The 11,965-nt window shown below is 45.7% G+C and carries 13 protein-coding genes; all 13 read left to right on the top strand.

The genetic code is table 11. The features are described 5' to 3' along the window. The first annotated feature begins 1,151 nt into the window (after positions 1-1,151). Entirely contained in the window at positions 1,152-1,814 is a 663-nt protein-coding gene (locus D7Y06_RS21340; protein WP_120409634.1) for a response regulator transcription factor, read from the top strand. After that, positions 1,811-2,827, top strand: a complete 1,017-nt coding sequence (locus tag D7Y06_RS21335; RefSeq protein ID WP_120409633.1) for a sensor histidine kinase — start codon at positions 1,811-1,813, stop codon at positions 2,825-2,827. The genes D7Y06_RS21340 and D7Y06_RS21335 overlap by 4 nt, the downstream gene beginning before the upstream one ends. 166 nt (positions 2,828-2,993) lie before the next feature. Next, the gene (locus D7Y06_RS21330; protein WP_120409632.1) at positions 2,994-3,764 is read left to right on the top strand and encodes an ABC transporter ATP-binding protein; all 771 of its coding nucleotides are present in this window, start codon (positions 2,994-2,996) and stop codon (positions 3,762-3,764) included. Further along, positions 3,751-5,772, top strand: a complete 2,022-nt coding sequence (locus D7Y06_RS21325; protein ID WP_120409631.1) for an FtsX-like permease family protein — start codon at positions 3,751-3,753, stop codon at positions 5,770-5,772. The genes D7Y06_RS21330 and D7Y06_RS21325 overlap by 14 nt, the downstream gene beginning before the upstream one ends. A 5-nt stretch (positions 5,773-5,777) precedes the next feature. Then, the gene (locus D7Y06_RS27725; RefSeq protein WP_256387245.1) at positions 5,778-5,909 is read left to right on the top strand and encodes a hypothetical protein; all 132 of its coding nucleotides are present in this window, start codon (positions 5,778-5,780) and stop codon (positions 5,907-5,909) included. 5 nt (positions 5,910-5,914) lie between these two features. Beyond that, positions 5,915-6,124, top strand: a complete 210-nt coding sequence (locus tag D7Y06_RS25665; RefSeq protein WP_147415734.1) for a hypothetical protein — start codon at positions 5,915-5,917, stop codon at positions 6,122-6,124. A 55-nt stretch (positions 6,125-6,179) separates the two neighbouring features. Beyond that, positions 6,180-6,854 carry a DUF5680 domain-containing protein gene (locus D7Y06_RS21320; RefSeq protein WP_004068819.1) on the top strand — a complete coding sequence of 225 codons (675 nt, stop codon included), beginning with the start codon at positions 6,180-6,182 and terminating at the stop codon, positions 6,852-6,854. Next, positions 6,851-7,684: a radical SAM protein gene (locus D7Y06_RS21315; RefSeq protein WP_120409630.1), complete on the top strand. Its 834-nt coding sequence runs from the start codon at positions 6,851-6,853 to the stop codon at positions 7,682-7,684. The genes D7Y06_RS21320 and D7Y06_RS21315 overlap by 4 nt, the downstream gene beginning before the upstream one ends. Positions 7,685-7,901: 217 nt before the next feature. Beyond that, positions 7,902-8,327 (top strand): BlaI/MecI/CopY family transcriptional regulator, encoded by a 426-nt coding sequence (locus tag D7Y06_RS21310; RefSeq protein WP_016293587.1) that lies wholly within the window; start codon positions 7,902-7,904, stop codon positions 8,325-8,327. After that, positions 8,320-9,567 (top strand): M56 family metallopeptidase, encoded by a 1,248-nt coding sequence (locus D7Y06_RS21305; protein WP_016293588.1) that lies wholly within the window; start codon positions 8,320-8,322, stop codon positions 9,565-9,567. Before D7Y06_RS21310 ends, D7Y06_RS21305 begins: the two co-directional genes overlap by 8 nt. A 58-nt stretch (positions 9,568-9,625) precedes the next feature. Next, a complete protein-coding gene (locus tag D7Y06_RS21300) occupies positions 9,626-10,381 on the top strand; it encodes a DUF6033 family protein (protein ID WP_120409629.1) in 756 nt (251 codons plus the stop codon). A 14-nt stretch (positions 10,382-10,395) separates the two neighbouring features. Further along, on the top strand, positions 10,396-10,941 hold the full coding sequence (locus tag D7Y06_RS21295) for a DUF3879 family protein (protein WP_120409628.1): 546 nt from the start codon (positions 10,396-10,398) through the stop codon (positions 10,939-10,941). Positions 10,942-10,963: 22 nt separating this feature from the next. Continuing rightward, a complete protein-coding gene (locus D7Y06_RS21290; protein ID WP_016293592.1) occupies positions 10,964-11,746 on the top strand; it encodes a hypothetical protein in 783 nt (260 codons plus the stop codon). Positions 11,747-11,965 lie beyond the last annotated feature (219 nt).

Genomic DNA, 11,965 nt, shown 5'->3' with positions numbered 1-11,965 from the left:
TGAGCTACAGGAAGAGTCAGAAAAACACTGGGATTTTCTGGCTTCTTAGTGGTACAAACTTTTAACTCACAAGTAACGATAGAAATTTTAGAATTCTATCAGGAAAATGTCCACAGGTACAAGGAAACATCGCAACAACGAAATTGATACAATGCGGAATTGTGGAAATGCCTGAAAATAAGGCATTTCGCGGGTTCTGCGGTTTTATTTTTTTGCTTTTTGAGCCTTTTTTCTGTGGCGGGAGCAGTTTCGTTTTTTTGATTTTGCACCACTTTTTAACGATAGCAGGAATCGTTAAAAGGTTTGAATGGGGCGGGGCAGAGTCTTATGCTGGGTGTGATAAAAAATATTTAACAGCCGCCCAGGCGGCTATTTCCAATTGATGCCATAGGAATTTGGGTACTCGCAGGCGAAAGTATGGAAGAATGGCTTAAAATCAAGGTTTTTAAGGCTTGGTGGGGTTCATCACGGTGGGTGGTGGGCCCCAATTTTTTTGTTTTTGGATGCCGCTGATAGGATGGCGATAGGGGAAAAAATCGTACTATCAGGCAAAAGTATACTTTCACGCAAAAGTCGGGGGTTTCCGTGATAGTATAAAACGGAAAGGTAAAAAGGAGTAGGATATTGGCGGTTTTGGCTGAAAGGCGTATTAGTTTGACGGAAAATGCTGTTGAAAAACGGGGGATATGATACAAACACGGAAACTGCATGGAGTTTTCGTGTTTGTATATGAGTTTCCGTGATAGTTTGGGGTTTTGCGTGATAGTATACAGAAAAATTGAAAATGATAACTGGAGAAAAGGGCTGTGCAATGGCTCTTTTTTGCTTTCCATTCCCGAAAAATAGTCATTTCGTGCCACTGGGTGAAAAACAGATAAATTTTATGGTATAATTCAGAGGACGCTTTTGCTTTAGGGGGAACGGTTTTCTGCCGAAGTAATAGGAAACAGTCCGGGAGGCATATCGGCAAGGCACGGAAAGTTTGAAATCCTATATGCAGCGCCAGTGGAGCCTTGTGGGAGGAATGGCCGGCACGTTCAGGGAGATGGAATGAAAGGGTAACAATGAAAAGGCTGGAACTGTCTGGCTGATTCTAAAAGCAGTGGAGAAGCCGATTGCTGGCAGAATAAAACAAGGGAGAGAAATCGGAGATGAAATTATTTATAATTGAGGACGAAGTTCCTATTCGGAAAGAGTTAACACATTTTTTTGAAAAATATGGTTTTCAATGTGAGAGCAGTGACGATTTTCATGATATAGCACAGCTTGCGCTTGCTTCCGGGGCAGACCTGATTCTGCTGGACATCAACCTGCCTTACCAGGACGGATTCCAGGTGTGCCGGGAAATCCGGCAAAGCTCCCATGTCCCTATCATTGTGCTTACCAGCAGGAACACAGACTTTGACGAATTGATGAGCCTGAATATCGGTGCGGATGATTTTGTATCCAAGCCATACAATGCACAGGTGCTGCTGGCACGGATACAGAAACTTCTTTCAAGGGCTGGCGAAGCACAGGACAGCGTGGTGCTTACCCATAAGGGGCTGACTTTGAATTTATTAAAGGCGGAGATCAGCCATAACGGCCAGAATAAGAAACTTACAAAGAATGAAATGGGAATTTTGCGCCTGCTGATGGTAAACAAAGGGAATATCATTCCACGGGATGCCATTATTGATGACCTATGGCAGAGCGAAGAATTCATTGATGAAAATACGCTTAATGTAAATATTGTCCGTCTGCGGAAGACACTGGCAGAAATCGGGCTTCCTGATTATCTGGAAACAAAGCGTGGATTGGGGTATCTTGTATGAAAGTGAAGGATTATGCGGCAGACCACATTTTTTCTTTCCTTTGCCTGTCAGTGTCAGGGCTGCTTGTTTTTGCGCTGCTCTGGCTGATCGAAACACCAATGATTTTTATCCTCTTTGTGGAAAGCATTCTGTTTATGGCTTTTGTATGCGCTTTTCTATATGGTTACTGGCGCAGGAGGAACTATTATAACCAGTTATGGGAAATTCTGGACAGGCTGGAGGAAAAAACGCTGATTGGGGAAATCCTTGTCCGCCCCGATTTTTTAGACGGACAGATATTGGATGAGATACTCAGACGCTGTAACAAGTACCAAAATGACCGGCTGGCGGATGCGGAACAGAACAGTCAGGAATACCGGGAATACCTTGATTCATGGGTACATGAGATCAAGACGCCGATTGCTGCCGCCCGCCTGATCGTTGAGAACCATAAAAATCCCACCACCTTGCGGATTGATGATGAACTGCGCAGGATAGATGGCTTTGTGGAACAGGTACTATATTACGCCCGCTCTGCGGCAGTGGAAAAAGATTTCAAGGTGGAAAAGACGACCCTGCAGGCCCTTGTAAATTCTGCCCTGAAGACTTATTCAAAGCCGCTGATCCAGGCGGGAGGCAGGCCTGTTTTCAGCGGACTGGACATTCCTGTCTGTGCAGATATGAAAAGCTGTTCCTTTATCATCGGCCAGATTATTTCCAATTCAATCAAGTACCGTACTGAGGACCTGCAGGTCTCGTTTTCGGCAGATGCGGAGCAGAATGCTGTCCGGCTGATCATTTCGGACAATGGGATTGGCATATCCCCTGCGGATCTGCCCCGTGTCTTTGATAAAGGCTTCACCGGGGATAATGGACGTCGCTACTCCAAATCTACAGGAATCGGCCTGTACCTTTGCAAAAAGCTCTGCGGTAAAATGAACATTGGCATTACCATCCAAAGTGAATCGGGGCAGGGGACGGCAGTCACCTTGACTTTCCCACGGGAAAGCTACTTGCAGGAGGCGGGATTATGACCCGCCTTTTTGCTTAACATAAAGATGTCTGGCGAAGCCTGGCATCCGTTGTTTCCTTACATTTTGGTAATGAAAATGTAATCTAAAATAATGGCAGGCTTCCAATCGGTATGGTAGATTAGGGGTGCAATAGGGATTACCCTTTTGGAAAGGAGACAAACAAACGATGAACGATGCAATCTTGCAGGTGGATGATATCCAAAAGTATTACGGCAACAAGGGAAGCCTGACAAAAGCCGTAGACCATATTTCCTTTCAGGTCTGCAAAGGTGAGTTTTTGGGCATTATGGGGGCTTCCGGTTCCGGAAAGACAACGCTTCTCAACTGTATCTCCACGATCGATACGGTGACAAGCGGGCATATTTTTGTAGACGGGAAAGACATCACCGCCTTACACGGCTCACAGCTTGCGGATTTCCGCGGGAAGAAGCTGGGCTTTATTTTTCAGGACTTTAACCTTCTGGACACGCTGAACGCTTATGAAAATATCTCCCTCTCGCTATCTATCGCAGGGGTGAAGCCGGCAGAGATCAGGAGAAAAGTGACCCGGATTTCAGAAGCACTTGGAATCTGCGAGGTGCTGGATAAATACCCCTACCAGATGTCGGGCGGACAGCAGCAGCGGGTGGCGGCGGCAAGGGCAATGGTGACAGACCCCGCAATGGTTCTGGCCGATGAACCCACCGGTGCCTTGGATTCCAATTCCTCCCGGATGCTGCTTGGCATGCTGACGGAGCTGAATGAACGCCTTGACGCAACAATCCTCATGGTGACACATGACGCCTTTTCTGCAAGCTACTGCCGCCGCATCCTGTTTATAAAGGATGGGAAAATCTTTCAGGAGCTGAACCGCGGCGCTGACAGCCGGAAAGAGTTTTTTGCAAAGATTCTGGAGGTGGTTTCCGTTTTGGGAGGTGAGCAGAATGACCTCTTGTAAACTGATCATGAAAAATGTGGGGAAAAATATCCGGGATTACCTGGTCTACTTTTTGACCCTTATGATCTCGGTGAGCGTTTTTTACGCATTTAATTCTGTTTCAGACCAGCCGGCTTTTTCAGAAATGGGCATGACGAAAACGCTTCTTTATGACCAGCTCGGCATCTTGCTTTCTACCCTGACGGTGCTGATTGCTGTTGTCCTTGCGTTTCTGATCATTTATGCGAATCAGTTTTTATTAAAGCGGAGGAAAAAAGAACTGGGTATCTATATGGTGCTTGGCATGAAGAAGGGACGTATTTCCCGGATATTCGCAGGGGAAACGCTGTGTGTCGGGATGCTTGCACTGGTGACAGGCTTATGCCTTGGCTTTGCGTTGTCGCAGGGAATCTCCCTGGTCGCCTTAAAGCTGTTTGCCATTGAGATTTCAAAGTTTCAGCTTGTCTTTTCCGTGGGCGCTTTCAGGAAGACTGCGTTCTGTTTTGCGGTGATTTTTCTGCTTGTCATGGTCTTTAATGTGCGGTCTGTTTCCAGTGTGCAGTTGATTGACCTTTTGACAGCCGGCAGAAAAAATGAAACGTCACAGGGCCGGAGCCGCTTTTTGCCCGTGCTGCTGTTCTTTGTTTCTTTGGCGTGTATTCTGTCTGCCGGGGCGATGTTCTACAAAAATGGTATACTGCCCTCACGGGAGAACCGCTCTTTTCAGACGGCGGCCATCCTGCTTGTAACAGGGACATTCCTCTTTTTCTATTCCCTGTCTACCGTGCTTGTCCGGATGCTCCGGGCAAACAGCAGCCTTTATCTTAAGGGGCTGAACACATTCCTTGTCCGTCAGGTTGGCAGTAAGATACGCACGAATTATTTTATTATGACGATTGTCTGCGGACTGCTCACAGTAACGATTTGTGCGGTATCGGTTGGCGTAAGTACCGCGCTTGCCATGAATGGGCTTTCAAAGTCTGCCACGCCCTACGACCTGAATGTGCTGTCTGATGTGAGCATGGACGGGGACGGCAGCATATTGGAATATCTTGTATCCAGAGATACCGATTTATCGGGCATTGCGGAAAATATGGAGCAGATCAGCATTTATGAGGCAGATTTTACTTACGGCACCCTGTTTGCAGGCCAGAATGTTAAGCTGTGGCCCATTGACGAAGGAATCTTAGAAAGTGGTGTATCCGTGCTGGGTGTCTCGGATTTTAACCGTGCCCTGGCAATGCAGGGGAAAGAGCCTGTCACGCTGGCAGAAGATCAGTATCTGCTGAACTGTAATTACAAGGGGACTTTTCAGTATGTGGAAAAAGCACTGGAAAACCATGCAGATTTCGTGCTGGCCGGAATTCCTCTGCAAAGGGCGTCTGATACGGTTTTAGAGGAGACCTATTTTATGACTTCTGTCGGGAACAATGACCGGGGGACACTGGTTGTTCCGGATGCGGTTGCCCGCAGCCTTACGAAAGACGTCAATGTACTTCTGGTGCAATACCGGCCAGGTGCTGATTCGGATGCGGTTCTGCAGAAAATGATCCCGATTGGGCTGGATGATACCTGCGGTTACCGTTATGCGGAAAAGAACATGATGTACGATATGTTCTATGGGTTAAATGCACTGGTTTCATTCCTCTGCTGTTATATCGGCCTGATATTTCTGCTGATCTGCGCCGCACTGCTGGCTTTGAAACAGCTTACGGAGACAACGGATAACATTTACCGCTATGGACTGCTCCAGAAGCTGGGGGCAGGAAAGAAACAGGTTAACCGTACCCTGTTATTCCAGACAGCTATTTTCTTTGCGGCCCCGCTTGCTGTCGCCGGTATTTATTCTGCTGTCCTGATGGGGAAAGCAATGGAGATTGTAGAGGAATTTATGAATATCCATATTTCAACCAATATGGTTTTCACAGTTGTGATATTCCTTATGGTATATGGAAGCTATTTTATCGCTACCTATCTGTCCTGCAAACGGATGGTGACAGAACATCAAAATAAACGAATGGAGGAGTAAAGGATATGCCGGAAAACATTAAATGGGATGCTGTATTTCAAAGCATTGTTGATACATGGCTGCCGCTGTTTGGCGTCACTGCAGCAATCATTGTTATCGCTGTGGTAGTCCATATCATCAAGAAAAAACGGAAATAATAAAAATGCCAAATAATACAAAAGCTAACCGCCGCTATGGTAGACCGCCATATGCGGCGGTCTGCGTATTGGAAAGCGGGGGAAACAGAGTTAATATGCTGACACAGCGGTTTGCGTTTGTGCCGCCTTGCGGGGCATTCGCCCCTTTCAATTTAGAGAGAGTGAAGAATTGTTTTTTGGAAAGCAACCAACAGTTGCCGGATTGGAACGTATAGGTGGATTGATTATGGAAAAACGCTCAAGTATAATGAATGCCTGGAGGATGTCAGAATGGAATTTAAAGAAAAATTGCAATTACTAAGAACAAATATGAAACTGTCACAGGAAGAACTTGCTAACAGGCTGGATATATCAAGACAGTCTATAACAAAATGGGAGAATGGACAGTCTTTTCCGGATATTCAGAACCTTATACAGCTTAGTGAGATTTTTAAAGTCTCCATAGACAGGCTTGTGAAGGAAAATGATATCTGTACAATCAGTCTTTTTTGTGAACAGAAATATCCTATGCAGGATATCAGAATTTTTTTAGTCAGGGCAAAAAATAACACATATATCACGGGTGAAAATGAAATCATGCCGTCACAGCCTGGTTCCCACGATTTCCGTTATGAAGATGGTGATTACCTGTATATGGATACTTACCTTGGCGGGCAGAAATTCATAGGCGGGGAACGAGTCTGGATAAGGAATCATGCAGTGTGGGCTATGAATTATTACGGGGAGAGCCTGGATGAGAATTTTGATATTATATTTTTGAAAGAAGCGCTTTCTCATGTGTCGGTTTCCATGCCGTTCCGAGGGCCGGAATTCTATCAGAAAGGCGATTATATGTACCAGTGCCAAGTGCAGGGTGATTTTGAATGTTTTTCAGGAGAGGAACGGATATATTGCAGGCAGAAAAAGGTATATGCCTGTATGTTCCACGGAGGGACTATCTTATGAACATGGTAGAAAAAGAAGTAGTAGTAAAAGATCTGGTTACAAAATCAAACCTTCCGTCAAGCGATTATGTGATAAACCCTTATGTGGGCAGCCCTCATGGGTGCAGGTACTGTTATGCCTGTTTTATGAAGCGGTTTACGAACCATAGCGAGCCATGGGGGAGCTTTATTGACATTAAGCGGTGTGACAAGCCGATAAGCAAAAAGAAACTGCAGGGAAAGTCAGTATTCCTGTCATCCGTAACGGACTGTTACAACCCATTTGAGGAAAAATACGAAAATACACGGAAGATATTGGAGCAGTTGATTTCCATAGATTGTGAACTGAATATCTCAACGAAATCCCAACTGATCTTAAGGGACATTGATTTATTGAAACAGTGTAAAAATCTGAAAGTTTCGGTTTCGGTCAATACATTGGATGAGCAGTTTAAAAGTGATATGGATCGTGCCAGCAGCATCGGAAAACGGCTTGAAACGATAGAAACATTGCATGAGAACGGCATATATACCGTTTTGTTCATGTCGCCCATCTTTCCGGGCATAACAGATTATAAGGAAATAATAGTAAAAACACACAGATTCGTGGATGGATACTGGTTTGAAAATCTGAACCTGCGTGGGAGTTATAAACAGGATATCCTCAGCTACATAAAAAATGCCTACCCACAATTAGTGGAATTATATGATGAAATATATGTAAAAGGGAACATGGGGTTTTGGAACAATCTTTCCGTTGAGATTGAAGAATATTGCGCTGAACATTCAATAAAACATATAAATTATTTTTACCATAAGGAGTTGGTAGAAGCAAAATTGAAACCAAAGTAACCGAGTAGTGACCGCCGCTGTGGACTTATTCTCTATATGCGGCGGTCTGTTATTTCTGCAGGCAGGCCGGAAATTACTTGGAAAGAGGGGAAGTGCTTAACTATGATCTGTCCTCTGTCCATACCCATATCATATAAAAGCGTCAACGGCTCTTAACAATTAACAATAATTGACCGATATATAAAGTGACGAAATAAAACGAAAGGAAGGAAACGGTATGGCAAAGGAAGAGATTACACCGAGTGAATGGCAGATCATGGAAGTCCTGTGGGCGTGTGGGGAGCCTTTGACATCCTCCGAGGTCTACAAGAGGATGCAGGGGACTGTGGATATGTCGATGAGGATGGTGCGGGTGCTGATGAACCGCCTGAACCAGAAAGACATCCTCGGCTACACGGTGGATGAGCATGATTCGAGGGTTTACCACTACTATGTGCAGAGGTCAAGGGAGGAATGCGTGAAGGAGAAAAGCAGGAAGTTTGTGGACAGCTATTTTTCCGGCAGCGGGACAAATGCGATGGCGGCGCTGCTGCAGAGCTTCGCACTGACAGACGAACAGATAAAAGAGCTGGAGGAGATTCTGGAGAAAAGCAGGGAGCGGGGGACAGAATCCACGGATAAGGAGGGTGGAGCCCATGCCTGACTGGTCATGGATTGGCAGCCTTTTGGATTTCAGCGCGGCATATTACACTACCCAGCTTGTACGGTGTGCGGCATTTTCCTTTGTGCTGATCGGGCTTGTGATGCTGCTCCGGAAGATGCTTTTTTCAAGACGGACATTCATAAGGGGGCTGCTATGGTCATCCTTCCTGCTCATCCCGTTCCTTGGAAAGCTGAAGATGTTTTATGAGAATAAGGCAGTGGTGAGAATAACAGGACGGATAACGCATGGAACCATGACCTGCCTGTGGGCAGACCGCATTTATATGGCGGGCATCCTTATAGCTGCTGTCTGTATATTCGGAAAGCGGCTGCGCCTCCGGAAGTCGGTTGCCGGGATGGAAAAGGTTTCTCTGGATAATATGCAAGTCAGGATTACAGACATGAATGTGACGCCGTTTACTGTGGGGCTGTTTGCACCGAAGATCGTCATCCCAAAGGTAATGCTGGAGAGCTACAGCAGGGAGGAATTAAGGTCTGTCATTCAGCATGAGCGGACACATATCCGGTTAGGGCATTTGTGGTTTGGGTTTGCATGGGACGTCCTGCGGTGCCTCTTGTGGGTGAACCCGTTCCTGACAGTCTGCCAGAAACAGTTCCGGGCAGATATGGAGGATATCTGTGACAGGGTGTGCATACAGGGCAGCGGGAGGGCGGCTCATGAATATGGAATGGTGTTGCTGAAAACCCTGAAACTGCTACGCTCCGGGACAGAGGGTACGCCGCCTGCCGTCACCTATGCCGGGGAAATGGAATTTGCAGACATGAAAAGGCGGATGGGCGAGATTGCAGGTTTCCGCCCATACCGTAAAAGGATGTGCATGGGCGCGGCAGCCATAGCTTCTCTAATAATTGTAATTATGCTGCTGGCGGTACATAGCCATTCCTATGCACGTTATAGTAATGATGAAAACATACTGGTATATGAATATGCTGATGGGCAGAGCACTGTCATTTCAAACAATGACAGCAGCATTCAGCAAATGATCTCATATGATGACAGCTACGTTTATGTAGACAGCGAGGCATTTGAGGATTTTTTAGAAGAAAACAATGCAGAAGGAGAGGTTTGGATTGTTTTCGGCGGGTTTTATAAACTTCCAGGTTTAACTGGCATAGCAGAAAGCTGTATTTATGAAAACAATTCAGAGGATGAAGTAGTGCGGATTCCATATGAAAGCATCACGGACGACTGGTATTTTGGATTACTTAAAATGTTATAAGCATTTCGTGTAAAAGAAATGGATTTCAAAAAATTTTATTATCAAGGAGGAAAAAATTATGGCAATGGAGATTACAAACAATTACAGTAGCTATGCGGCACAGAGCAATGCGGCAGGCAGCACAAAAAAGAAGGAAACAGAAAACACATCAGAAACAGCAGGGGGCAGCAAGCCAAGAAGCACATCGGAGTATATGGACGAACTGGAAAAACTTGTTCCAAGTGTGGAACTTAAGGTTGGGAATTCTTTCTCAACAGCTAAAAGCGGCAAAACATTGACGATCAATCCGCAGCTTTTGAAAAAGATGCAGAATGATCCGGAGAAGGAAAAAGAAATGAAAGAGTTGATTAAAGGTGTTGAATCGGCGGTGAATATGCTGGACAGCGTAATGAATGCCAGTGGATGGAGTGTGGTATTTAAGCATGATTATATAGATGAAAACGGAAAATACCGCCAGATTGCCCTTGTCAGAAATGACTTTATGCTGAATATGAGCGACAAGCTCCGGGAAGAAAGACGGAAAAATTCCGAGAAACTGATTGAAAAAACGAAAGAAAAGGCAGTCGAAAAGAAAGTAAAATTAGAGGAAACATTAGAAGAAAAGAAAACGGAGAAAGCAGAGGATGGAACAGTAACTCCGAACAAAGCAGAGCGGCTTTTACATGAAAAAATGGCTGATTCCAAAGGCGGAACGGTTTATCTGAATGATACAGATATCCGGACAATTATCGAAGCTGCCCAGGAAAAGGATGCAGGAAAAACCACAGTAAAAGATCAGCCGCAGGTTGGTGCGAATCTGGACTTGAAGATATAAGAGGAGGTTGTGATATGAATATCAGCAGTAACAATCTGAGAGGACTTTCGCAGTATTCCCTTTTGAATAAACTGTTTTCGCAGAAGAATGGAAATAAAACAAGTATATCTAACCAGATGGGTGCTGCTATTAGCGGAGGGGTAAAGCATAAGCACAGCAATTTATATTATGATGAGAACGGTATTCCATGGATGTCAAAAGAGCAGGCGGACAGATGTATATCGGGGAGAAGTGACTGGAAAAAAATTGTGTCTGTGTCAGATGAAGTAAAGACGGAACTGGCAGAGGTGGTAAAACAGGATTTTATCAGCACCAATGGAAAAAGCATACCGGAAGGAACCAGAAGAAACGATGTCATCAATAAGTATTTAAACACTCTTCCTTCAAAACAGCGCAGTTCTGCTTCGTGGACATTGGACAGAATGGCAGGGGATTATGGAAGCCGTTTAGAGGCATTGGTAAAACAGAACAATCCGGGATGGAAACCGGGAGATGCCTTTGACACAAGCATTTTAGACCAGCTTGATGGGACGCTCGGCGGAGTGGATTTCAGGGCGTAAATTTGGAAATGGAGGATTTGATATGTCAGTAAATATAGAGGGAAATATAAGCCGGGCGGGTGCAGCAAGCGGATGGTATCAGAATAGCAGATTGGCCAGTCCGCAGGAGAAGGAAAAGGATGCGCCGCAACCGAAGGCGGACAATGCGGTGAAAGTTTCCATTTCGCAGGAGGGAATTGAGAACTATCGGAAACAGACCCGTGAAAAAGGGATATCGGGCAGGGTTGTTGTAAAAGGGAACAAGGAGAGCGTTATAAGGCAGGCAAAGCAGGCGGCAAGCGCACTGTCTGCAAACGCCTATGGCGGCGAACTGGCCGGGGAAATGGAAAAGCTGCAAGGGCAGAGGGCAGGCAGTGCGTACGGCATTGCAGACCAGATGGAGGATTCCGTCAGGGCGTATGGCAACCTTTATGATGAAATCGTGCGGGGCTACCAGGACGGCACAAGGGAGCGTTATGTGGAGGATGAAAATTCAGAGACGGGTTTCCGCAAAATGACAATGGAAGAAGAATTAAGCGGGCTTGACCGGGCATTCCAGAAGATGGCGGACAGGGCGGATGCTAAGGGAATGATTGAGGGCGAGTTTAAGAGGCTCAGAACTGAAGGAGGGAAAGGGCTTTCCTCAAAAAACAATAAAAAGCCGCAGGGGACAGATGGGAATGCCCCAGAAACAGCCGGAACGAAAATGAAAAGGCTGGCGCAGGAATGGAGGGATGCCTACAAGACTTCCGGTTCCAAGGAAAGCAGCATGGAGAAAGTGTTATCCATGCTGAATGGTATGTTTGGCATTCGTAAAGAGGCGTAATTGGATATACAGATGTAACCGTTACACCCTATTCCGCAGAGGCGCATAATGCTTTGCCTCTGCGGTCTGCCCGGAGGCGAGGGGCGGATGTAGGTGATAGAAATGAAACTTTTTTGGAGGCTGGCTCGTATTATTAGTGGATGGCAGCGAAAGGGGGTGTTTGTCATGAAGTTTGACAGGGGAAGTTAGGTTGTATGTCCGCATGGAGGCATAAACTGC

This window comes from Roseburia sp. 1XD42-69, assembly GCF_003612565.1.
Taxonomy (GTDB): Bacteria; Bacillota; Clostridia; order Lachnospirales; family Lachnospiraceae; genus Roseburia_B.
The sequence above is the reverse complement of the archived record's forward strand: the minus strand, read 5'-3'. Positions and strand labels throughout refer to the sequence as shown.